Source organism: Labrenzia sp. THAF82 (genome assembly GCF_009363435.1).
GTDB classification, from domain to species: Bacteria; Pseudomonadota; Alphaproteobacteria; order Rhizobiales; family Stappiaceae; genus Roseibium; species Roseibium porphyridii.
Map to the genome: position 1 here is coordinate 5,807,416 of NZ_CP045354.1, position 22,163 is coordinate 5,829,578.

The following is a 22,163-nucleotide window of genomic DNA, read 5'->3' on the forward strand; positions in this document are numbered from 1 at the left end:
CGTCATACAATCCCGCTACTCTCCCGCAGGATGTTGCGTTGCAATACGCAATTTGAACTCGGGAACATTAGTCGATGGCGACAAACAAGACGTATGAACAGATCGAGATTGGTGATACGGCCGAGATTGTCCGGGAGTGTTCATCCAACGATCTCCTGGTTTTTGCCCACGCCTCGGGAAATCGCAATCCAATTCATTTGCCCGATACCGATTGGACCGGAGACGGCAAGATCGACAAACCGATGGCCCCAGCCATGTGGGTTGGCGGCCTCGCGTCTGCCGTACTTGGCAACATTCTGCCCGGCCCAGGCAGCGTCTATAAGGCCCAGTCCTTCCGTTTCCTGGGTCGTGCGGCTGTCGGTGACAAACTGACCGTCAAAGTGACTGCCACCGAGAAACGGCATGACAATATCGTTCTCTTTGACATGTCCGTCACCCGCGAAGACGGCGTCAGACTTGTTGAGGGTATTTCCGAAGTCCGCGCCCCGACGGAAACAATTGAATTCGATGCCAGCGACATTCCTGCGCTTCTTGTCCAACGACATCGCCATTTCAATCGGATGATTGAGTTGGCCAAAACCCTGCCAGCCTTGCCGACCGCAGTCGCGGCGCCCGATGATCCGAACTCGCTGGAAGGTGCTCTCCTTGCTGCAAGGGAGGGGTTGATCGATCCTGTCTTGATCGGTGCAAGAGACCGGATTGAAACCGCAGCAAACGAACTGAATGAAGATATCAGCCAATTTGAGCTGATTGATATCGAAGACGAGTCGGAAGCCGCCGGACGCGCGGTAGAAATGGTTCATGAAGGGCGGGTCAAGGCGGTCATGAAAGGCCACCTTCATACCGATCACTTGCTGAAACATGTGGTCAAACGAGATGGAGGTCTCAGAACCAAGCGTCGGATCAGCCACGTTTTTGTCATGGATATTCCAGGACGCAAAACGCCGGTGCTGATTTCGGACGCGGCGATCAATATTTCGCCAGACCTCAACACCAAAGTCGACATTACACAAAACGCGATTGATGCGGCGCGGTCACTCGGTTTGGACACGCCCCGTGTCGGCATTTTGTCCGCAATCGAAACCGTCAACCCCGCCATCCCTTCCAGCCTTGATGCCGCGGTTCTTTCAAAGATGGCCGAGCGAGGCCAAATCAGCGGGGCCGTTGTGGATGGTCCTCTCGCAATGGACAACGCAATCGATGTCCAGGCGGCGCGGACAAAGGGTATCACCTCGCTGGTCGCCGGACACGCAGAAGTCCTGATCGTGCCTAATCTGGAATCCGGTAACATGCTGGCCAAGGAGCTCACATTCATCGCCCACGCAGAAGCCGCTGGCCTTGTCATAGGGGCAAAGGTTCCGGTCATGCTGACCAGTCGCGCGGATGACGGTCGTGCCCGCCTCGCATCCTGCGCGTTGGCAATGCTTTATGTGCATTGGCAGAAGAACGGCGTTCCAGCCGGAATGCTCGATCGCGAGGAAGAGTGATCGTGGTCCCGGTTATCCTCGTCCTGAATTCCGGTTCCTCTTCACTCAAGTTTTCGCTCTACTCTGGTGCGAGCGAGCAACTCAAAGGACAGATCTCGGGGTTGGGTGCCGAGCCTCATCTTGCGCTGGTATCTCATGCCTCCGGTCTGACAATTGACCGCGACCTTCAAGACGACGAAGGAAGAAGCCACAAGACGGCGCTGGCTGCCCTCCTACCCATTCTTGAACGAGAGCTTGGTGGTCGTCCGGTTGACGCCGTTGGTCACCGGGTTGTCCATGGCGGCGTTTCTCACACCAGACCCTTGAAGATAACCGACACAGTTCTTCAGGATCTCAAGGCGCTCGAACCCTTGGCGCCGCTGCATCAACCTCACAACCTTGCCGGTGTGGAAGCCGCGCGCGCGGCATTTCCAGGCGCTTTGCAAACTGCATGTTTCGATACTGCCTTCCACCGCAAGCATCCGTGGGTCAACGATACATTCGCTCTTCCCAGATCTCTTTATGACGAAGGTGTCCGTCGATACGGGTTTCATGGGCTTTCCTATGAGTTCATCTGCAGTCATTTGAAGGAGACACGTCCAGACGTTTTCCGAGGCAGGGTTGTTGTCGCCCACTTGGGAAATGGCGCGTCCATGTGTGCCATCCGTGATGGCCAAAGCATCGGATCGACAATGGGCTTTACGGCACTGGACGGGTTGCCGATGGGCACGCGATGCGGCCAACTCGACCCGGGCGTCGTCCTTTATCTTTTGACCACCAAAGGCATGAGCGCTGACGCAGTCTCAGATCTGCTCTACAAGAACTCCGGTCTCAAGGGCCTGTCCGGCATCAGCCAGGACATGCGCAGGTTAAGCGAAAGCACCGATCCGAGCGCCGCCGAGGCAATCGACTATTTCGTGTTTCGCATTCGGCGTGAACTTGGTGCCATGGCAGCAGTCCTGAACGGTCTGGACACGCTCGTATTCACGGGCGGAATCGGCGAAAACGCAGCGCTCATCCGGAAGCGTGTGTGTGCAGAGCAGGATTGGCTCGGCATGTTGATTGATGAGGCTCGAAACGAAGCGCGGGAAGAAGACATTTCCGCCGCCACTTCTCAGATCAAGGTACTGGTCATTCCAACCAATGAAGAAGAAATGATCCGTCGACACACGGAAACACTCTTAATCGGCGGCACTCTAACAAGTTGACTCTCAAAATACTCGATTATCTATCGGCCAGACGGTTCTAACACGCTTGCAAAGGCGTCTTCGTAAGTGCGGACCACCGGGCGATAGTCAGCATGTACAACCGGCTCAAAGCCACCTGGCAAGTCGGGTTCAATCGCAAGATAAGCGCCGGGGTCCTCGCGTCGCATATCCATCAACCCAGCTCTCAAACGGCGTTTCAACACATCCGGCAGATCTTTTCCCAGACTATGAGCGGAATAGGGAATGGGGGGCGAACGCCAAACAATCTCCAGATCCTTAAATCCGCGCCCGCCGCTCACGTAGTAGTCGTTGAGCGTTCCGGCCGTGTAGCCGTTTTTTGCCTCTCCAGCCAGGGTCGACCAGGCGAGTGCCGCCTGTACCCGTCCATCCAGCAACGCGCGAATACCGTCGACGGGATCCTGAACTTCCACCAGCGTGCTGAAATGTGCCCTCACGTCGATACCGTCTGCCGCCAAGTTCGCCAAGGGAACGCGATAGCCCGTTGAACTGTTCTTGCCACCAACAGCCAGACGGACGTCTTTCAGGTCCGCAAGCGATATTTTCTCGGTACCACTTTTGCCGACAAGGATGGCATAAAAACGCGCTGGAAAGTCATCCGGACCAGCGGTAACGAGAGGTTCAATGCAGCTGCAAAGCCTGTATGCTGCCGCATAGGCGGAGGGTGACAGGCGTGCGTAGTCAATTCGCCCTTCAGCTATAGCTTCTACGGCGTCACCCATTGTATCCATCAAAAAGAGGTCAACCGGCAGATCGGCAATACCTTCAAGCGCCAGCCGAAACGGCTCAACTCTATCCCTGGCGTTCTCATCCCCGGCCACCACAACACCAAGTCGAAGACGATCCGGCAAGTCAACGCTTTCCTGAGCAAGTGTTGAACCGGCAAACACAAACACAAGGAAAATAAGTGCAATCAACCCGGCGGCGTTTCCTGTCCACGTCGCAATTCCGACATAAGCTTTTGGGAGAAAACGCAAATTCCTATCTCACCTATCTTGCACCCTGAAAACATTGACCGGAGCGGCCCATGAATGACGTTATCACGACCGTGGTGTTCGATATAGGAAATGTCCTGATCGAATGGAATCCTGAACATCTTTATCGTCGTCTCATTCCGGACGAAGTGGAAAGAGCAGATTTTCTCCAAAACGTTTGCAATATGAACTGGAACCTAGAACAGGATCTTGGACGCTCCTGGGCAGACGCCGTTGATACGCTCAGCGCACTTCATCCCGACAAAGCAGATCTGATTGCGGCGTATTCAGATCAATGGCACGAGATGATCCCCGGTGAAGTTTCCGGGACACGCCAAATCCTCCAGGAGCTCCAAGAAAAGAACACCCCGCTTTTTGCAGTCACCAATTTTTCGAACGAAAAATTCGCAGAGTGCCTGGTACGATTCCCGTTTCTCAAGACCAGCTTTGTCGACACTGTGGTGTCTGCAGAAGAGCGTTTGATCAAACCGGACCCCAGGATCTATCAGGTCCTGTTTACGCGAAATGGACTTGAACCCGGCACATGCCTGTTCATCGACGATTCAGCGGCCAATGTTGAGGCTGCCCGCAATGTCGGGATGCAAGCGCATCATTTTAAAGAGGCGGACGCTTTGCGGCAGGACCTCAAGAATCGCGGTTTGCTCACTAACTAAGCTTCCTTAGCCGGCAAATCCTTCAAGCACATTGACACAGTTGGTGCCCAGTGCGTCGACGGCATAGCCACCTTCCATGACGAACAAGGTTGGCACGCCGACTTTCTTCAGTCGTTCGCCGAGACGACTGAAGTCCTCACTCTTGAAGCGGAAACCGGAAATCGGGTCGTTCTCATAACAATCCATGCCAAGCGACACGACCATCGCATCCGGCTTGTAAACCAGAAGCCAGCGGCAGGCCTCTTCGAGTGCAGGAGTATAGCTATCCCAATCCGTACCAAGCGGAAGCGGCCAGTTGCGCGTGAAACCTGTGCCCGCGTGTTCTCCCGTCTCGTCGGCATAACCCAGGAAATAAGGATATTCATCCTTCGGATCAGCGTGAATGGACAAAAACAGGATGTCAGGCCGGTCGTAGAAAAGAGCCTGGGTTCCATTTCCATGATGGTAATCGACATCCAGAATGGCGATGCGATGCAATCCGTAGTCGCGCAGATACTGTGCTGCGATGGCCGCATTGTTGAGGAAGCAATATCCTCCGAAAAAATCAAAACCGGCGTGGTGTCCCGGCGGCCGGCACAGTGCGAATGCGGATTGTTCTCCATCCAGAAGGAATTTTGCAGCCGTCAGCGCGGTATCGGCAGAGGCGCGCGCCGCCTTGAAAGTGTTTTCACCAAGCGGAGTGCCCGCGTCCATTGAATATCGACCGAGCAATCCATCAATGTGGTTCACATCAATGTCCTGCCGCAGACTTCTGATCGGCCACACAAACGGGAAAGCTTCGTTGGAGCGGCCTGCCGCCAGCCACTTACCCCAGAAGTCTTCCAAAAAGCCGACATAGTCCGGTGCATGCACTCTATGGAGCGGCCTGATCGGAAAATCATCCGGTGAAACAATCTCACCGACTTTTCGACTTTTGACGGTTTCCAGGACTATTTCAGCCCGGCTCGGAATTTCGACAGCGGGTTTCAATTCGCCGTCTGAAATCTCCTGCTTCGGCGCGTGGGCAAGCTGGGTGTCTGAAAAAACGGTCTTCAAATACTTCTCCCCAGTCCCGCCTTGGCCTCACCCGCAGATCCTAGTGTATCCGATCTCACGAAAAACGGAATTCCGTCACATGACTATAAGTCTCAGTCGGCCGCAACAGAACACTTGTGAAGTTTGACCTGTTGACGCTGTCGGGCCAGCGCTGCGCTTCCAGGCACAGTCCGGCATGTGGGCCGTAGTGTTTTCCGTCCAACCCGGGAACAGCAACAGTCAGTTTGCCGGCATCGTATAACTGAAGTCCGGGCTCCGTGGTCCAAACTTCCATGCGCTTGTCACCTGCGCTGTCTTCAAGTGCTGCCGCAAAGGCGACCTGGTCGCGCGGCGCGTCCGCCAAACAGAAATTGTGGTCGTAAAAAACGTCCTCTTCACCGGATTTTCGTTTCAGTTTACGGCCATCCTGAAAATCAAACGCTGTCCAGGCAACATTCCTGACTTCCCCTGTCGGGATCAAATGCTCGTCTACCGGCAAATAGCTTTCTGCCGCAATTTCAAGCGTGTGACCCAGGATAGTCTCACTGCCCTCCAGATTAAAATATGCGTGCTGTGTGAGGTTGACCGGGGTGGTTTTGTCGGTTGTTGCCGTAATCTTGACGCGCAATGCTCCAGAACCGGTAAGCGTATATCGAACGAGTGCTTCAACGCGGCCTGGATATCCCATTTCACCGTCTTCAGAAACCAACTTCAAGAGCACACTGGCCTTGTCGCTTTGCTCGATCTGCCAGATGCGGTTTGAAAACCCATCTGAGCCGCCGTGAAGATGATTGCGGCCTCCATCATTGCAGTCCAACTGGTATTCGTTTCCGTCAATGCTCATTTTTCCACCGGCGATGCGATTGGCGCATCGCCCGGCAATTACCCCGAAATAAGGCGAATGATCCAGATAGCTTTGCAGGTCATCAAAACCGAGCACAACTGATTGTCCATCCACTTTCAAGTCCCGGATAACCGCGCCAAGTGTCAGGATCGAAGCCTCCAAGACACCTTTCTTAAGGGTGATCTCCTGAACAGCAGTTCCGTCCGGAAGAAACCCGAATTCATTGATCATGCAATTCTCCGTAGACCCATCTCAGGTCCGTTTTCCGAGCGCCGCAAGCCGACAGGATCTTTCGTTGCTCCTGCCCTCAAGCTCAAGTCTTCACCGAAACTCTCGTAGGCAAATCTCAACTATCGGTCTCAAATCGTCTGGTTGTAGTCGCCGACTTCGGGGTTCTCACGCAGGATGCCGTCGACGGCCTTGAACATGGCGTGCAGACGATCTTCAGAAACGGGACTTTCGACCACGACAACCAGTTCGGGCTTGTTCGAAGAGGCACGAACCAGTCCCCAGGTTCCGTCCTCGCTGACTACACGCACACCATTGACCGTAATCAGGTCGGTTATCGCCTGTCCCGCAACGGTTTCGCCCTGTTCCTTCATGTCCTGAAATCTCGACACGACACGTTCGATAACATCGTATTTGATTTCATCGGCACATTTCGGAGACATGGTCGGCGAGCCCCAGGTCTTGGGCAAATCGCGCCGCAGGTCGGCCATTGTCTTGTTCGGATTGCGGTCCAGCATGTCGAGAATTGCGATAGCGGACACGAGACCATCGTCATAACCGCGTCCAATCGGCTGATTGAAAAAGTAGTGCCCAGACTTTTCAAATCCAACGACTGCGTTCAAATCCCTGACGCGACGTTTGATATAGGAATGACCGGTTTTGTAGTAGTCGGTCTTTGCACCATTGGCCTGAAGGACGGGGTCAGTATGGTAAAGCCCGGTCGATTTCACATCGACCACAAACTGGCTGTTCGGATGCAGGGCGGAAATGTCACGCGCCAGCATGACGCCAACCTTGTCGGCGAAGATTTCTTCGCCTTCATTGTCGACGACGCCACAACGGTCGCCATCCCCATCGAAACCCAGTCCAACCTCTGCGCCAACTTCCAAAACTTTGTCCCGTAATGCATGAAGCATCTGCATATCTTCCGGGTTCGGATTGTATCGCGGAAACGTATGATCCAGTTCCGCATCCAACGGAATGACTTCTGCCCCAAGTGCCTCAAGGATCTTTGGAGCGAAAGCTCCGGCGGTACCGTTGCCGCAAGCTGCAACCACCTTGATCGGGCGTTTCAGTCTGGGCCTGTCCGTCAGGTCTTTGGCATAGAGTTCCGGGAAACCGTCGACGAACCGGTAGCTGCCGCCACCTTTCAGATCGAACGCGGCACCCAGGACGATTTCCCTGAGGCGACTCATTTCATCAGGACCAAATGTCAAAGGCCTTTCGATCCCCATTTTGACACCGGTCCATCCGTTGTCATTGTGGGATGCCGTGATCATCGCAACAGCAGGAACATCCAATGCGAACTGCGAAAAATAGGCCATAGGCGACAAAGCCAGCCCGATATCATGTACGTTGACGCCAGCCGCCAGCAACCCATTGATCACGGCCATCTTGATGGAAGCGGAATAGCCGCGAAAATCATGTCCAACGGCAATATCCGGTCGCACGCCCCGCTCATGGATCAGGGTTCCGATACCCATGCCAAGCGCCTGCATGCCCATCAGATTGATTTCTTCTTCGAAGAGCCAACGGGCATCGTACTCCCGGAATCCCGTCGGCTTGACCATCGGCAAGGATTCGTATTCGAGCGTGTTCGGCGTCAGGCTTGCCACAGGTTTCGGGAACATCAATACCTCGCAAATGAACTTGTTTCGGGGCCACTCGGCCGAACGGATTGGATTAAACTCAAAAGCTTCAATTGACTACTGAACCAGTACTAGTGTCCCGTTTGATATGTCAAACCGGTCCAATTGATTGAGAGCAGACATTCCCAGCAGGGGTTGACCAAGACTTTGGTCTTTCAAGACCAGGGCATCCAGGTTTTTCAATCGAATGCTTCCGATCCGCATCCCATCGATGACCGCCATGGCACCATAAACCGTGCCATTGGCTGTACGAATAGCGTATTTGTAGTCCGCTGCCTTCGGGAAAATACCAACGTCTCGGGCAACCGATTCAGGCAACACGGTATGTGTTGCGCCGGTGTCCACCAACATTTCTACCGTCTGTCCATTCACCTTGAACAAGTCGACGAACTGGCCCTGATAGTTGGCAGAGATACGGTGTTTGCGATCGCCTCTGGGCGCTTCATCAATGTCAGCCGTTTTCGCAGACTGGATGTTACCCGCCGCAAGCTGAGGTGCAAACTTCTGCAGCAGATTGGGCAAAAACGGGGTTATCCCGATGAAAAACAGCAATATCAGCACAAATCGCGCCATGGCTGACCTTTAGTCCGAACTCGACACAACAATCGGTCAGCCTGATTAGCACGGTTTCCTTAGCGGGCTGTAAAGCCGCTTCAGAGAATTTGATCGGCAAGACGCATGATGTCTTCATGGTGTGGTGCACTTGTCTGAGCACCCGTTACCGTGCAGGCAAGCGCACCGGCGGCGATCCCTTCCCTTAGTGCACGGGGAAAGGGAATGTTGCGATCCAACGCAGACGCCAATGCACCGCAGAAGGCATCGCCGGCCCCAGTCGTATCGACAGCCTCTATCTTTGGAGCGCCAATCCGAACCGGCCCATTGCCATCATCGGCCACGATGCCCTGGGATCCTTGAGTGACAACTGCAACATGTCCGTCAGATGCGAAATGAGCTAGAAATGCCTCCGGTTCGCCAGCTAGCCCTAACGAGGCCGCGATCAGCGCTGCTTCACTTTCATTCACAACCAATACATCCGTCGCTTCCAAGGCATCGCGCAGATTGCCTTCAGGAACGGGTGCCGGATTCCAGATCACACGAGACCCTTCGGCTTTGGCCATTTGCATTGAGGTGACGTTTTCGGTGAAAGGGATTTCGCCCTGCAACAGCAGGATGCCATTCGGTATGAGCACTTCTGAAAGCCATTCGGCATCAACGCGCGCGTTCGTTCCGCTGGCAACGATGATCTGGTTTTCGCCCGCCGGATCGATGCCGATCAAAGCGATGCCAGTCGTTCCGGGAAGCGATCTGATGCCGGACAGGTCGACATCGGCTTGGCGCAGATTGCGCAGCGCCAGATCCGCGAATGCATCTTGTCCGACGGCACTGATCATCGTCACAGCCGATCCGGCGCGCCGTGCAGCCAGCGCCTGGTTTGCGCCTTTGCCACCTGGGAACATTTGATGATCTGGACCGCTTACAGTCTCTCCGGCCCGCGGCAAGCGCGGCACAGCAACAACCAGATCCAGATTAATGGATCCGAATACCGTGATCATTCATTGCCTCCCCGTTTGAGCCAGAGGTTAAAAGCCCCATCGCCAAGCGCAAGAAAAATGCGCGGCAGGACCCTGCCGCGCAATCGTAACTGCCACATCGTGAATACAAAATCTATTTCGTACCGTACATGCGGTCGCCAGCGTCTCCCAAACCCGGGACAATATAGCCTTTTTCATTGAGCTTCTCGTCTATGGCCGCTGTGTAGATCGGCACATCCGGGTGCATCTCGTTGAACTTTGCAACACCTTCGGGAGCTGCCAGGAGGCAGAGGAACCGAATGTTGTTTGCCCCTCTTTCCTTCAGCTTCTGAACCGCGGCGATTGCCGAATTGGCTGTTGCCAGCATCGGATCAACAACGATCACCAAACGCTCGTTCAGGTCTTCCGGGGCTTTGAAGTAATATTCAACCGGCTGCAGTGTTTCAGGATCACGATAGAGCCCGACATGAGCAACGCGTGCGGATGGAACCAATTCAAGCATCCCTTCCAGAAGCCCATTGCCGGCCCGAAGGACAGATGCAAAGACCAGCTTCTTGCCGGCGAGCATCGGCGCTTGCATCTCGGCAAGCGGTGTTTCGATGGTCTGGCGAATAAGTGGCAGGTCGCGGGTGACCTCGTAGCAGAGCAGCGTCGAGATTTCACGAAGTAACCGCCGGAAACCCTGGGTGGATGTCCCCTTGTTGCGCATGATGGTCAGCTTATGCTGAACCAGCGGGTGACTGATGACATTTGCTCCGGACATGTCTGCCTCTCTTGATACTAACGACCGTTCGCCCACGGTCTGTTTGTGACTTCACTGCATGTTCAGGACCTATGCCCCGAACGGCAACCAAAAAACAGTCCGGGGGTTCAAGTATTGCCCGAGTTTTTTGAAAAGATTTGCATTCTGGCTCAAAATCCGAAGCCCGGCCCGGCTTGTCCCGCCTTCCAGGATGCATGTCAGAGGCACTTGATCCGCACTGACATCAAGTTCGTTGCGCAGCCTGTCTGCAAGTTTGTCGGCCAAGGCTGCGCTCACTGCGCGCAGTTCAACCATGCGGTCAGTTTTCGTCTCTTCCGGCAACGCCTCATCGTTTTCAGAACTGATGGCCAGGACGCCTGTTTGAACAAACAAAGCGGCATGAGCGAGATCTGATGGCGGCGTTAAGTCTTCGAGGCCGGTCACCTCAAATCCTGCCCAGGCAAAAGGTTCAAGCAGCGAATAGACCATTTCCTGGGCGCACAAATGAAACGGAACCGTCGTCGTCTCTGAACCGGCAGACTTGCCGGTGTAATCGAAACTGTCGCCAAGGCCAACGTCACCAGCCTTCGCGCCACCGTCCCAGACCGGAGCGAATGTCTCCAGCAAATTATCAAGCAGCTTGCTGGCATCGATGCCGGCACCGGCTTCACCTGCAAGACGAAGCGCAAGAACGCCTGGCCGTGTGAGTTTGCCTTCCGAAAACAGATCAGGCCTCAACGCCATGGCCTCGCCAAAACGTTTGAGGTGGGCCTGCATTGCACCGAGTAACTCATGATCCGCATCCCGATCCCACTGAAGGCCGGAAGTCAGTTCGTTCAGGTCAAGCCGAACAAGCGTTTCGGCGTCGACGCGGTAGGGATCGGTCATTTCACCAGAAAATGACCCGGAAGCGAACATGTGAAAGGCAGCGAGTGCCAGCGCATCACCTCCGGCCACTTTCGAGCCGGTCATAGGGTCTTCAAAAACCCAGTTTCCCGGGTGCCGCGTTTTCATGAACAACGCGAGCAAGGCCAGATCGGCAGCAGCCAAAAGCATTTCCTGCGCAGTTTCAAATTCCCTGGCACTTGCCATCGCGGACCAGCGGTCGATGCCACCTGTTTCAAAGGCGCGCCAGATTCCGTATGGCGGTATTTGGAAATCAGGGTAGATTTCTTTGGTCGTTTCAAGAACCAGGCCGAGTGCATCGTCAAGCTTCGTCAGATCCAGGCCAACATGGTTCAGTTTACCCGCGATCCCCATGTCCAGAAACGCGTGAGCCCTGCGGCGCACTTCCTGTGGCTGGAAAAGGATCGGAGCGGAAAATTCGGCACTCATGAACTTAGACTTACCAATCTAAAGTGAAACCCTCTTGGCACGAAAATCTCTTGTGGTTCATTCAACGGGTCGCTCTCTGGCGCTGTCGAGGCGCACAAGCAACCGATTGCGGGTTGCATCGTCACAGAAGGCTGCTTCAAGAGCTGTGCGCGTTATTTCCATCTGGTCTTCAAAGGTCCAGTCAAACGTCTCGGAAACCGAGGAATACTCCTTGCCCAGCGTTGTGCCGAAGAACGGAGGATCATCGGAATTCAGAGTTATCTTGACGCCTTCCTTGCGCAAGATGTTTACCGGGTGAAAGCGCAGATGCGAATAGACACCAAGTGCGGTATTGGAACCCGGGCAGACTTCCAGGACAACTTCTTCCTCGATCAGACGCTTGACAAGATCCTTGTCCTCAATCGCACGTACCCCATGTCCGAGCCGTTTGACACGCAGGAACTCCAACGCGGCTGTTACGCTCTCAGGTCCCCCAAATTCCCCGGCATGGGCAGTGGTTCCAAGTCCGGCTTCGGCTGCCATTCGAAAAGCCTTGGCAAAATTGGCCGGATGACCTGATCGTTCGTCTCCTGCCAATCCAAAACCTGTCACCAATGGATGCGGGTTGCCGATAACTTCCTTGATGACACGCTCTACGGAGGACGCCCCGAAATGGCGAACACCAATGGCAATCATGCGCCCCTCAATCGCCGTTTCGTTCTTGGCTCTCTCCATGCCTGTCGCCAGGCCTTCGATATAGGAACGGTAAGAAAGGCCAGCGGCCTGTGCGTGGTCGGGCGAAACGAATATTTCCCCGTAGATCGCGCCTTCTGCAGCCAGCATCCGAAAGTAGGTTTCGGCAAGCAAAGCATAGTCTGCCGGTGTCTTGAAGACCCCGCTGGAAACGTCATAGGCCCTTAGAAAAGTCGTGAAATCCGACCACATGTATTTCCCGTTGCCGTCGATCACCTCGGACACGTCATGTCCATGCGTTTCGGCAAGACGCTTGACCAGCGACGGCGGCGCAGCTCCCTCGATGTGACAATGCAATTCCGCCTTCGGCACAAGGCTTGAAACATTCATTTCCGGCAGATCCTCAAGTTGGTCAGGGCCTTCCGCGACTGACTTCTGCAAACAGACTACAGAAAACTGGCACCGTTTGGACCGGCGGCGACACCCAAATGAACTGCTATGCTTTCGCCAATATCGGCATAAGTCGTGCGCCCGCCAACGCTGCGCCCTGAAACACCCGGACCGGTTCCGATAACAGGCACGTTTTCGCGCGTGTGATCGGTACCTTTCCATGTCGGGTCACAGCCATGGTCGGCGGTCAGCAACAGCAGATCGCCTTCGCGCAAGGCCGCCACCATTTCAGGCAGTCGACGATCGAAATGCTCAAGCGCAGCAGCATAGCCGGGCACATCACGGCGATGACCGTAAAGCGAGTCAAAGTCTATGAAATTTGCAAAAACAAGATCTCCATCCTGTGCCATATCCATGGCTTCGAGCGTTTTGTCGAAGAGCTGGTCGTTTCCGGCACCTTTCAAGACCCTGGAAACGCCCTGATGCGCAAAGATGTCGGATATCTTGCCGATGCCATAGACCGTTCGACCCGCCGAAGTCAGCCGATCCAACAGCGTCGGTTCTGGAGGCAGAACCGAGTAGTCGCGCCTGTTTGCAGTGCGCTCGAATGTGTCGGCACTATCACCGACAAATGGCCGAGCGATCACACGACCAATATTATAAGGGTCAGCGAATTCCCGCGTGATCTCGCAAAGCTCATAAAGCCTTTCGAGACCGTAGTGGTCTTCATGTGCGGCAATCTGGATTACGGAATCTGCCGAGGTGTAGAAAATCGGCTTGCCGGTTCTGACATGCTCTTCACCGAGTTCGGCAATGATGACGGTACCCGACGCATGTTTGTTGCCGAGGATCCCGTTCATACCTGCTTTTTCGCTGATTTTCTCGATCAGTTCTTGCGGAAACGTCGGCACCGTTTCAGGAAAATAGCCCCAGTCGAACCGGACCGGAACACCGGCTATTTCCCAATGCCCGGATGGTGTGTCCTTGCCGTTTGAAACTTCAGCCGCATAGCCCCAGAGCCCCTCGGGATCTCCTGAAAAACTGAGACCGGGAACGTCCTTGCCGGTCGACAGCCTTCCCGCGGCGCCCAGACCGAGCCTATCCATATTGAGCACGTTCAAGGGACCGCTGCGAAGACCATCCTTGTCTGCCTTTCCGGCCGCACACTGCTCAGCGATGTGACCCAATGTGTCGGATCCGGCATCGCCGAAAGCTTCGGCGTCCGCTGCGCCGCCAATGCCGAAACTGTCCAATACGCACAGAATTGCACGAGGCATGGGCATCTCCTCAGTTGTTGTTGTTGCCGGTTCTTCGATGACCGGTGGGCGGCTGGCAACCATTTGCCAACCGTCAGTCGTCTGTTAAGGAGCGATGCGGTCGACGACACTCTCACGATCGACGACGTCGCCCGCAGATCCAACCGTATAGGCATCGCGCAGGGCAGCAGCCGCCGTTTCCGCGTCCGCTTCCGACTTGGCATGCACAATTGCAAGCGGCGCATCGGCATCGACCGCATTTCCGACACCAGCCAAGCTGGTGAGGCCAACAGAGTGATCGATGACATCCGCGGCAGCCGTACGGCCACCGCCAAGCGCCACCACGCAGACGCCGACAGCCCGTGCATCCACTTGTGTGACAACCCCGTCATGCTGGGCATAGACCGGGGCGACCACTGGCGCCTTCGGCAAATAAAGTTCAGTTTTTTCGAGAAAGTCTGCCGGTCCCCCGAGAGCACTTACCATCTGACCGAACTTCTCTGCCGCGCTGCCGCTTTCGAAGGCCTGGCGCATCATTCGCGCGCCATCTTCAGCTGAAGCTGCAAGGCGACCGGACGCGAGCAGTTCTCCACCCTGCGCCACCGTGACGTCCCACAACCGGTTGTCGACAGCGGTGCCTTTCAGAAAATCGACAGCATTTTGCATCTCCACTGCGTTACCGGCTGCAGATGCCAAGGGCTCGTTCATATCAGTGAGAAGCGCAGTGGTCTTCAGTCCGGCGCCATTTGCAACAAGAACAAGACTTTCAGCCAACGCACGCGCTTCTTCCAGGCTTGCCATGAAAGCACCGGTGCCCCATTTGACGTCGAGCACCAGACCTTGCAGACCCGCCGCCAGTTTTTTCGACAAGATGGAGGCTGTGATGAGATCCACGCTCTCCACGGTGCCGGTCACATCACGAATGGCATAGAACCGCTTGTCAGCGGGTGCGAGGTTTCCTGTCTGGCCAATGATCGCGCAGCCGACTTCCTTCACCACTTTCTTGAAAAGCACATTGTCCGGTTGGGTCTGATAGCCCGGAATGCTGTCGAACTTGTCGAGCGTGCCACCAGTGTGACCAAGACCGCGGCCTGAAATCATCGGAACAGCCGCACCACAGGCTGCGAGCGCCGGTGCAAGCATCAGTGAAACATTGTCACCAACACCGCCTGTTGAGTGTTTGTCGAGAACGGGCGCTTCGACATCCGACCAGTCCAGGACATCGCCGCTGTCGCGCATCGCGAGGGTCAAAGCCACGCGCTCGTCTACGGTTAGGCCCTTGAAAAAGACCGCCATTGCAAGCGCTGAAACCTGACCTTCCGTGACCGAGCCGTCAGCAAGCCCCTTGACGAAGAATGCAATCTCCTCCGCGTCGAGCGTTCCCCCGTCGCGCTTTTTCCGGATAATTTCTTGCGGCAGCATTTTTTGTCCTTTTTGAAGCCGTCCTAGTAGCCGTGATGGGAATGATCTACGATTTCCTGACCTTCGATCGTGGAAATCAGAGAATCCAACAATCCACTCGCACCGAAACGGAACGTATGCGCTGAAACCCAGTTATGGCCCATGATCCTGTCCGCGATAGCCAGATACGCAGCCGCGTCTTCAGCCGTCTTGATACCGCCAGCAGGCTTGAAGCCGATTACGCGTTCTCCGTCGTCACGACGGGCTTCTTCAATTGCGGTCAACATGATTTCCGCTGCTTCAAGGGTCGCGTTGACAGCCACCTTGCCGGTTGAGGTCTTGATGAAATCTGCACCAGCGGCAATGGCCAGGTTTGATGCAGCATGGATCAGCAACGGGTCCTTGATCTCGCCGGTTTCCAGGATCACTTTCAAGAGCGCTCCATCCGGAATAACCGCCTTGACGCGAATGATCTGTTCTTCCGCAAAGCCCTTCCTGCCAGAGGCAAAGGCCTTGTAGGGCATGACAAGGTCGATTTCGTCTGCGCCGTCGGCAATCGCCTGTTTGGTTTCCGCAATCACGGCCTCGGTATCTTCACCGCCAGCTGGAAAATTGACCACAGTTGCCACTTTGACACCTGTGCCTGTCAGTTCCCGGGCTGCCTGTGCAACAAAGCGCGGCCAGACACAAACGGCTGCGACAGAGCCGTGGTCTGTGACCGTTCGTGCGCAAAGCTTAGTGATATCGTCAGCCGTGCAATCGTCATTCAGATTGGTGAGATCAACCAATCCGAGAGCACGTGCTGCGATTTCGATCATGTCACTCATTCACCGACCTCCTTCACAAATGCCCGCACCAGCTCTTTCATGCGTTCCATGCCCTGAAGGGCAACCGATTTGGTTTCATCGTGCGACAGCGCATGGGCCTGCAAACCTGCACCGTAATTGGTGATGATCGACATCGCGGCCACTTTCATTCCAAGGAACCTTGCCATGATGACTTCCGGCACTGTGGACATGCCGACCGCGTCAGCCCCGAGCATCTTGGCCATGCGAATTTCGGCTGGCGTCTCGAAGGATGGACCGGAGAACCACATATAAACCCCTTCCGCGACCGGATCGCCGGTTTCAGCAGCTACCTTTTTCATAGCGGCTCGGAGTTCCGGGTCATACGCGGCACTCATGTCGAGAAACCGTTTTTCGTCTTCCTCGCCGATCAGCGGGTTCTTGCCTGACCAGTTGATGTGGTCGGAAATCAGCATCGGAGACCCCGGTGCAACTTCTTCCCGCAATGAGCCCGCCGCATTGGTCGCAAGCAGGACCTCGCAGCCGAGTTCCTTCAGCGTTTCAACAGGTGTGCGCATCACCGTCGGATCACCGCTCTCATAGTAGTGCGCGCGCCCTGAAAGAATGACGACCGGTACACCTGCAAGCGACCCCGCGACCAGTTCACTGGAATGAGACGTCACAGTCGAGATCGGAAACTCGGTCAGGTGCGAATAGGGAATTCGCACGGCGTCTTCAATTTCTTCGGCAAGCGCTCCGAGACCGGAGCCAAGGATCATGCCAATCTTATAGGATCCCTCACGGGCAGCGCGGACAATATCCGCACATTCACGGCCATAACCACTCATGGAGGGTCAGTCCTTCTTGTCTTCGAGTTCGAATGCAGCCGGCAGCAGCTCATCCATTGAGAAACTGCGTCGAATGCCGTTTAAGTCGGCGACATGGACAATCAGATCGTCCGTGCCGAATTCCTTCAAGCGCTGGCGGCACATGCCGCAAGGTGTGCATAGAGCCGCATCGCCAATCACGACCGCTTCAGCAATCTTGCGATGGCCAGCGGCGATCATAGCACTGACAGCACCACCTTCCGCACAAACGCTCACCGGATAGGACGCGTTTTCAACGTTGCATCCGGTGAAAACCTCCCCGTCGGGGGTCCGCAATGCTGCCCCAACCAGAAAATTCGAATATGGCGCATAGGCTTTTTCGCGAACCGCCTTTGCAGCTTCAAAGAGGGCGTTCAAATCGCTCATGAACGTTCCTTCAGATACGGTATGCCCGCAGCCTTCGGCGGGATCGCCTTGCCGATGAAGCCGGCCAAGAGGATCACTGTCAGGATGTAAGGCAACGCCTGGAAGAACTGAACGGGAATTTCACCGATACCGGGCAACTCCTGTCCCTGCATGCGGATGGAAACGGCGTCCAGGAAACCGAAGAGCAGACAGGCAAACATTGCGCTGGCCGGGCGCCACTTGGCAAATATGAGGGCGGCCAGTGCAATAAAGCCCTTGCCCGCAGTCATATTCACACCAAAACCCGAGCCCTGGGCAATCGACAGATAGGCACCGGCAAATCCGCACAGGATGCCGCAGGCGATAACAGCGCGGTAGCGCAGCCAGGTAACGGAGATGCCCGCGGTATCCACAGCAGCCGGACTTTCACCAACTGCACGCAGGCGCAGGCCAAAGCGGCTGCGGAACAGCACCCACCAAGTCAGCGGCACAGCAAGAAATGCTGCATAGACGAGGATGTTGTGTCCCGAAATCAACTCGCCATAGAGCGGGCCGATAAATGGTACTTCGCGGATCTGTTCGGCAAACGGCCAGACGATATCCCTGAAACGTCCGCCATCTGGCAAGGAGGGTGTCCGGCCTCCCTGCTGGAACCATGTCTGGCCGAGCAGCGCCGTCAGACCAGCCGCCAGGAAATTGATGGCAACACCGGAAACGATCTGATTGCCGCGATTGGTTATCGAGGCAAAGCCGTGCAACAGACCAAGTGCGACGGAGACGGCGATGCCCGCCATCAGGCCAAGCCAGGCGTTTGCCGTGATATAGGCTACGGCACCGGCACCGAACGCGGCTCCCAGCATCTTGCCTTCAAGGCCGATGTCAACGACGCCGGAGCGTTCGGAATAAAGACCGGCCAGACAGGCCAGAAGCAGCGGAGTTGACAGACGGACAGTGGAATCAAGCGTGAGGATCAAAACTTCGAACATGTCTACGCCTCCTTCGCCTTGAGCGCCCTAGAGGGCGTAAACAATCGGACAATCGTTGGCCGGAACATGTGTTCCAGCGCACCGGCGAACAGAATAACGAGGCCCTGAATGACGATAATCATGTCACGCGTGATGCTTGGCATTTCGAAGGACAATTCTGCGCCACCCTGATAGAGCATCCCGAACAGAACCGACGCGAGAACGATGCCGACCGGGTGGGCGCGGCCCATAAGCGCGACTGCGATGCCGACAAAACCATAACCGGTCACGAAGTCGATCAGAAGCCGATGCTGAGATCCCATGATCTCATTGATCGCCATCATGCCGGCGAGACCGCCGGAAATCAGCATTGTGACCACAATGGTTTTTACGGGCGAAATGCCTGCATAGACGGCTGCTGTCGCATTGGCACCAAATGAGCGGATTTCGAACCCGAGCTTGGTACGCCAGATCAGAAGCCAGACAAGGACGCAGGCTCCCAACGCAACGAAGAGCGACAGATTGACCGGTGCATAGCCGAAGCCGAAGGACGGGAAGATGTCATTGAGAAACGGCAGGCGGCCACCTTCCTCGAAAGTGCGGGTTTCCGATTGCATCGACCCGGGTTTCTTCAAGATATTGTTCAGCAGATAGACCATCAGAGACGATGCAATGAAGTTGAACATGATGGTCGTGATAACAACGTGACTGCCGCGGGTCGCCTGAAGCCAGCCAGGGATCAAGGCCCAGGCAGCGCCCATCAGTGCGGACCCGAGGATCGCGAAGGGCAGTGTCACGTACCAGGGCACATAATGGTCCAGTGCGAGACAGGCAAAGGCCACGCCGAGACCACCTATATACGCCTGACCTTCGCCTCCGATGTTGAAGAGCCCGGCATGAAAGGCAACGGCAACAGCAAGGCCGGTAAATATGAAGTTCGTGGCATAAAACAGTGTGAAGCCAATGCCTTCACCATAACCGAGAGACCCCCAAACCAGGATCTTCACGGCTTCCAGGGGGTTTTCGCCAATCAGAACCACAACAAGACCTGACACCAGAAAGGCAGCGGCCAGGTTCAGGAACGGAATAAGGCCGAAATCGACCCAGCGGGGAAGCTGTCCGGAGTTCATTGAGTGCCTCCTGCTGCCGCGGTTTGGTTGTCTTCTACACCGGCCATCAGCAGGCCCAATTCGCCTTCTTCTGCATTGGCACCACGTTCGCCGACAATCTTGCCGTCAAACATCACAAGAACTCTGTCTGAGAGGGCGCGAATTTCATCCAGCTCAACAGACACCAGGAGCACCCCCTTACCCGCATCCCGCATTTCCACGAGGCGGCGATGGATGAACTCGATAGCGCCGATGTCGACACCGCGTGTCGGTTGCCCGACCAACAGGACTTCAGGGTCACGCTCGATTTCGCGTGCAAGCACGATCTTCTGCTGATTTCCGCCGGAAAAATTGGCCGTTTTGAGCATCGGGTTCGGTGGTCGGATATCGTATTTTTCTATTTCGGCGACGGCATTTTTCTTGATCGCGGCAAGGTCCATCAGGACGCCCTTCGAATAGGACGGATCCCGGTGATAGCCGAGTATGGAGTTTTCATATTCGGAGAAGGAATTGATCAGTCCCATCCGGTGTCTGTCTTCAGGGACATGTCCCATGCTTTTGGCCCGCATATCGGCGGCATCCAGCCTGCTGGTGCCAAGGTCGATCGTTTCGCCGTTAATCTTCAGCGTACCGCTGGTGGCCTGACGAATGCCGGACAAGGTTTCAAGCAGTTCTGACTGTCCGTTGCCGGACACGCCCGCAATGCCGACGATTTCACCAGCTCGCACAGTGAAGCTGACATCCTTTACCACCTGCACTCCGCGGCTGTCGGTAACGGTCAGGTTTTCAACCTCCATGACCGGCGCTTCCGGAGTAGCCGGGTCCTTGTCGACACGCAGAAGGACGCTTCTGCCAACCATCAGTTCGGCCAACTCTTCCATTGAGGTTTTTGCGGTTTCGCGCGTCGCGACCATCTCTCCGCGCCGCATGACGGACACGGTGTCGGTCACTTTCATGATTTCGCGCAGCTTGTGGGTGATCAGAAGGACCGTTTTGCCTTCGTTCTTCAGAACTTCAAGGATCTTGAAGAGGTGGTCCGCTTCAGCGGGTGTCAGGACGCCGGTCGGCTCGTCCAGAATCAGGACCTCAGCACTGCGGTAGAGCGCCTTCAGAATTTCGACCCTTTGCTGCAACCCCACAGGAAGATCCTGGATCAACGCATCCGGATCGACGCGCAGCTCATATTCTTCTTCAAGATGCTTGAGCGTGGTGCGTGCCCGTGACAGCCCGCCGGCGAGCAATGCACTGTCTTCTGCCCCCAGGACAACGTTTTCCAGCACTGAGAAATTATCGACCAGCATGAAATGCTGGTGGACCATGCCGATCCCCATGCCAATGGCAGCCTTGGAATCTGAAATGGTGACTTTTTCACCATTGATGAGAATGTCGCCATCATCGGCCGAATAGAAGCCATAGAGAATGGACATGAGCGTCGATTTGCCCGCGCCGTTTTCCCCGATGATGCCGTGAATTGAGCCCTTCTTCACAACAAGGTCGATATCCTTGTTGGCGTGGACCGCTCCAAAGCTCTTGTTGATCTTGCGCAGTTCAATTGCCGGCGTTTCGCTCATGCCTTCCCCCAGGCCTGACATTTCTTGCTTGTCATTCTTGCCCCCTCACCGCTGACGGGCCTTTCGCTCAGAAAGGACAGTTTCCATCAGCAACGACGTCGTGAACCTTGATCGATCCGTCTGAAATTCCGGCAACCGCCTTGTCGGCGGCTGCTTTCATCTCTGGAGTGATCAGATCCTTGTTATCGTCATCCAAAACCCAATCCATGCCGCCATCAGCAACACCCAGCACTTGAATTCCGGGCTTGAAGTCTCCGTTCTTGGCGGAGGTGAAACTGTCGAAAACGGCATTGTCTACCCGTTTGCGGATGGAGGTCAGCACCTTGCCTGGATGCAGTCCGTTCTGATTGCTATCCGTCCCGACACCCAAAATGCCGGCATCCGCAGCTGCCTGCAGAACACCGATGCCGGTGCCGCCGGCAGCCTGAATAATAACGTCTGCACCTTGCTGGATCTGCCCCGTCGCCAATTCACCGCCGCGCACCGGATCGGCAAAAGCGGCAGGCGTGTCGCCGGTCATGTTCGAGACGACCTTGATGTCGGAGTTTGCATCAAGCGCCCCCTGCTTGTAGCCGCAGAGGAACCGTTGAATGATCGGGATATCCATGCCGCCAACAAAGCCGATGGTGCCGCTTTTCGACGCCATGGCCGCGAGCAGGCCGCCGATATAGGCGCCTTCGTGCTCCTTAAAGACATACGAGCGGACATTTGGCTGATCGACAACCATGTCGACAATTGCGAATTCCGTTTCCGGAAACGATGGCGCAACCTGATCAAGCGCATTGGCTTGATTGAATCCGATGGCGACCACCGGCGAACTGCCCCGACTGGCAAAATTGCGCAGTGCCTGCAGACTTTGGGCATCGCGCTCGAGTTCGAATTCGCGAACGCTTTCGCCACCGGCCTCCTGGAAGCGCTTAACACCGGTGAACGCGCTTTCGTTGAAGGATCCGTCGAACTTGCCGCCAACCGAATAGACGATCGCCGGATCGGCCAGAGCGGACGTGGCTGATAGCGTAGTGGCCATCAAAGCGGAAAAAAGAACTGACCTGAAAGAGAACATCCGGCTCCCCACAACGCTGGTTGAGCGGTCTTGAA

Annotated in this window: 21 protein-coding genes; 3 read left to right on the forward strand and 18 right to left on the reverse strand. The window is 55.6% G+C overall.

Features of this window, described 5'->3' with window-relative positions; all coding sequences use genetic code 11:
- Positions 1-74: 74 nt before the first annotated feature.
- Positions 75-1,487 (forward strand): bifunctional enoyl-CoA hydratase/phosphate acetyltransferase, encoded by a 1,413-nt coding sequence (locus tag FIV00_RS26710; protein WP_152503558.1) that lies wholly within the window; start codon positions 75-77, stop codon positions 1,485-1,487.
- A 2-nt stretch (positions 1,488-1,489) separates the two neighbouring features.
- The gene (locus tag FIV00_RS26715; protein ID WP_152503559.1) at positions 1,490-2,674 is read left to right on the forward strand and encodes an acetate/propionate family kinase; all 1,185 of its coding nucleotides are present in this window, start codon (positions 1,490-1,492) and stop codon (positions 2,672-2,674) included.
- 20 nt (positions 2,675-2,694) lie between these two features.
- Here the strand turns inward: FIV00_RS26715 and FIV00_RS26720 are convergent, their stop codons facing one another.
- Positions 2,695-3,669 carry a phosphate/phosphite/phosphonate ABC transporter substrate-binding protein gene (locus FIV00_RS26720; protein WP_152503560.1) on the reverse strand — a complete coding sequence of 325 codons (975 nt, stop codon included), beginning with the start codon at positions 3,667-3,669 and terminating at the stop codon, positions 2,695-2,697.
- Positions 3,670-3,719: 50 nt separating this feature from the next.
- Between FIV00_RS26720 and FIV00_RS26725 the strand changes: the two genes are divergently transcribed.
- On the forward strand, positions 3,720-4,340 hold the full coding sequence (locus FIV00_RS26725) for an HAD family phosphatase (RefSeq protein ID WP_152503561.1): 621 nt from the start codon (positions 3,720-3,722) through the stop codon (positions 4,338-4,340).
- A gap of 6 nt (positions 4,341-4,346) precedes the next feature.
- Here FIV00_RS26725 and FIV00_RS26730 read toward each other — a convergent pair whose 3' ends face one another.
- The 17 genes from FIV00_RS26730 to FIV00_RS26810 form a co-directional block, all read right to left on the reverse strand.
- Positions 4,347-5,375 carry a histone deacetylase family protein gene (locus tag FIV00_RS26730; RefSeq protein WP_152503562.1) on the reverse strand — a complete coding sequence of 343 codons (1,029 nt, stop codon included), beginning with the start codon at positions 5,373-5,375 and terminating at the stop codon, positions 4,347-4,349.
- Between the two features lie 55 nt (positions 5,376-5,430).
- The gene (locus FIV00_RS26735) at positions 5,431-6,429 is read right to left on the reverse strand and encodes an aldose epimerase family protein (protein ID WP_152503563.1); all 999 of its coding nucleotides are present in this window, start codon (positions 6,427-6,429) and stop codon (positions 5,431-5,433) included.
- A 128-nt stretch (positions 6,430-6,557) separates the two neighbouring features.
- Positions 6,558-8,057: a phosphomannomutase/phosphoglucomutase gene (locus FIV00_RS26740; RefSeq protein WP_152503564.1), complete on the reverse strand. Its 1,500-nt coding sequence runs from the start codon at positions 8,055-8,057 to the stop codon at positions 6,558-6,560.
- Positions 8,058-8,132: 75 nt separating this feature from the next.
- Complete coding sequence (locus FIV00_RS26745) at positions 8,133-8,648, reverse strand: TIGR02281 family clan AA aspartic protease (protein ID WP_152503565.1); 516 nt, start codon at positions 8,646-8,648, stop codon at positions 8,133-8,135.
- 80 nt (positions 8,649-8,728) lie between these two features.
- Complete coding sequence (locus FIV00_RS26750; RefSeq protein WP_152503566.1) at positions 8,729-9,628, reverse strand: ribokinase; 900 nt, start codon at positions 9,626-9,628, stop codon at positions 8,729-8,731.
- A gap of 112 nt (positions 9,629-9,740) precedes the next feature.
- Positions 9,741-10,370, reverse strand: coding sequence for a uracil phosphoribosyltransferase (gene upp, locus FIV00_RS26755; protein WP_152503567.1), 630 nt, complete (start codon positions 10,368-10,370; stop codon positions 9,741-9,743).
- A 69-nt stretch (positions 10,371-10,439) separates the two neighbouring features.
- A complete protein-coding gene (locus FIV00_RS26760; protein ID WP_152503568.1) occupies positions 10,440-11,684 on the reverse strand; it encodes a DUF1688 family protein in 1,245 nt (414 codons plus the stop codon).
- A 57-nt stretch (positions 11,685-11,741) separates the two neighbouring features.
- A complete protein-coding gene (locus FIV00_RS26765; protein ID WP_152503569.1) occupies positions 11,742-12,746 on the reverse strand; it encodes an adenosine deaminase in 1,005 nt (334 codons plus the stop codon).
- Positions 12,747-12,802: 56 nt separating this feature from the next.
- A complete protein-coding gene (locus FIV00_RS26770) occupies positions 12,803-14,023 on the reverse strand; it encodes a phosphopentomutase (RefSeq protein ID WP_152503570.1) in 1,221 nt (406 codons plus the stop codon).
- 84 nt (positions 14,024-14,107) lie between these two features.
- The gene (gene deoA, locus FIV00_RS26775; RefSeq protein ID WP_152503571.1) at positions 14,108-15,424 is read right to left on the reverse strand and encodes a thymidine phosphorylase; all 1,317 of its coding nucleotides are present in this window, start codon (positions 15,422-15,424) and stop codon (positions 14,108-14,110) included.
- A 23-nt stretch (positions 15,425-15,447) separates the two neighbouring features.
- Positions 15,448-16,230: a deoxyribose-phosphate aldolase gene (gene deoC, locus FIV00_RS26780; protein ID WP_152503572.1), complete on the reverse strand. Its 783-nt coding sequence runs from the start codon at positions 16,228-16,230 to the stop codon at positions 15,448-15,450.
- Entirely contained in the window at positions 16,227-17,036 is an 810-nt protein-coding gene (locus FIV00_RS26785) for a purine-nucleoside phosphorylase (RefSeq protein WP_152503573.1), read from the reverse strand. The genes deoC and FIV00_RS26785 overlap by 4 nt, the downstream gene beginning before the upstream one ends.
- A 6-nt stretch (positions 17,037-17,042) precedes the next feature.
- Entirely contained in the window at positions 17,043-17,441 is a 399-nt protein-coding gene (locus tag FIV00_RS26790; protein WP_152503574.1) for a cytidine deaminase, read from the reverse strand.
- Positions 17,438-18,406 carry an ABC transporter permease gene (locus tag FIV00_RS26795; protein ID WP_152503575.1) on the reverse strand — a complete coding sequence of 323 codons (969 nt, stop codon included), beginning with the start codon at positions 18,404-18,406 and terminating at the stop codon, positions 17,438-17,440. The genes FIV00_RS26790 and FIV00_RS26795 overlap by 4 nt, the downstream gene beginning before the upstream one ends.
- 2 nt (positions 18,407-18,408) lie before the next feature.
- On the reverse strand, positions 18,409-19,515 hold the full coding sequence (locus tag FIV00_RS26800; protein ID WP_152503576.1) for an ABC transporter permease: 1,107 nt from the start codon (positions 19,513-19,515) through the stop codon (positions 18,409-18,411).
- Positions 19,512-21,065 (reverse strand): ABC transporter ATP-binding protein, encoded by a 1,554-nt coding sequence (locus FIV00_RS26805; RefSeq protein ID WP_152503577.1) that lies wholly within the window; start codon positions 21,063-21,065, stop codon positions 19,512-19,514. Before FIV00_RS26805 ends, FIV00_RS26800 begins: the two co-directional genes overlap by 4 nt.
- A 67-nt stretch (positions 21,066-21,132) precedes the next feature.
- Positions 21,133-22,128, reverse strand: coding sequence for a BMP family protein (locus FIV00_RS26810; RefSeq protein ID WP_152503578.1), 996 nt, complete (start codon positions 22,126-22,128; stop codon positions 21,133-21,135).
- Positions 22,129-22,163 lie beyond the last annotated feature (35 nt).

Bases quoted from the DNA above. Each gene is read 5' to 3' on its own strand.
- FIV00_RS26710 (WP_152503558.1), top strand. From the start codon at position 75: ATGGCGACAAACAAGACGTATGAACAGATCGAGATTGGTGATACGGCC.
- FIV00_RS26805 (WP_152503577.1), bottom strand. From the start codon at position 21,065: ATGAGCGAAACGCCGGCAATTGAACTGCGCAAGATCAACAAGAGCTTT.
- FIV00_RS26745 (WP_152503565.1), bottom strand. From the start codon at position 8,648: ATGGCGCGATTTGTGCTGATATTGCTGTTTTTCATCGGGATAACCCCG.
- deoA (WP_152503571.1), bottom strand. From the start codon at position 15,424: ATGCTGCCGCAAGAAATTATCCGGAAAAAGCGCGACGGGGGAACGCTC.
- FIV00_RS26795 (WP_152503575.1), bottom strand. From the start codon at position 18,406: ATGTTCGAAGTTTTGATCCTCACGCTTGATTCCACTGTCCGTCTGTCA.
- FIV00_RS26810 (WP_152503578.1), bottom strand. From the start codon at position 22,128: ATGTTCTCTTTCAGGTCAGTTCTTTTTTCCGCTTTGATGGCCACTACG.
- upp (WP_152503567.1), bottom strand. From the start codon at position 10,370: ATGTCCGGAGCAAATGTCATCAGTCACCCGCTGGTTCAGCATAAGCTG.
- FIV00_RS26760 (WP_152503568.1), bottom strand. From the start codon at position 11,684: ATGAGTGCCGAATTTTCCGCTCCGATCCTTTTCCAGCCACAGGAAGTG.
- FIV00_RS26770 (WP_152503570.1), bottom strand. From the start codon at position 14,023: ATGCCTCGTGCAATTCTGTGCGTATTGGACAGTTTCGGCATTGGCGGC.
- FIV00_RS26790 (WP_152503574.1), bottom strand. From the start codon at position 17,441: ATGAGCGATTTGAACGCCCTCTTTGAAGCTGCAAAGGCGGTTCGCGAA.
- FIV00_RS26750 (WP_152503566.1), bottom strand. From the start codon at position 9,628: ATGATCACGGTATTCGGATCCATTAATCTGGATCTGGTTGTTGCTGTG.
- FIV00_RS26725 (WP_152503561.1), top strand. From the start codon at position 3,720: ATGAATGACGTTATCACGACCGTGGTGTTCGATATAGGAAATGTCCTG.
- deoC (WP_152503572.1), bottom strand. From the start codon at position 16,230: ATGAGTGACATGATCGAAATCGCAGCACGTGCTCTCGGATTGGTTGAT.
- FIV00_RS26785 (WP_152503573.1), bottom strand. From the start codon at position 17,036: ATGAGTGGTTATGGCCGTGAATGTGCGGATATTGTCCGCGCTGCCCGT.
- FIV00_RS26765 (WP_152503569.1), bottom strand. From the start codon at position 12,746: ATGAATGTTTCAAGCCTTGTGCCGAAGGCGGAATTGCATTGTCACATC.
- FIV00_RS26800 (WP_152503576.1), bottom strand. From the start codon at position 19,515: ATGAACTCCGGACAGCTTCCCCGCTGGGTCGATTTCGGCCTTATTCCG.
- FIV00_RS26735 (WP_152503563.1), bottom strand. From the start codon at position 6,429: ATGATCAATGAATTCGGGTTTCTTCCGGACGGAACTGCTGTTCAGGAG.
- FIV00_RS26740 (WP_152503564.1), bottom strand. From the start codon at position 8,057: ATGTTCCCGAAACCTGTGGCAAGCCTGACGCCGAACACGCTCGAATAC.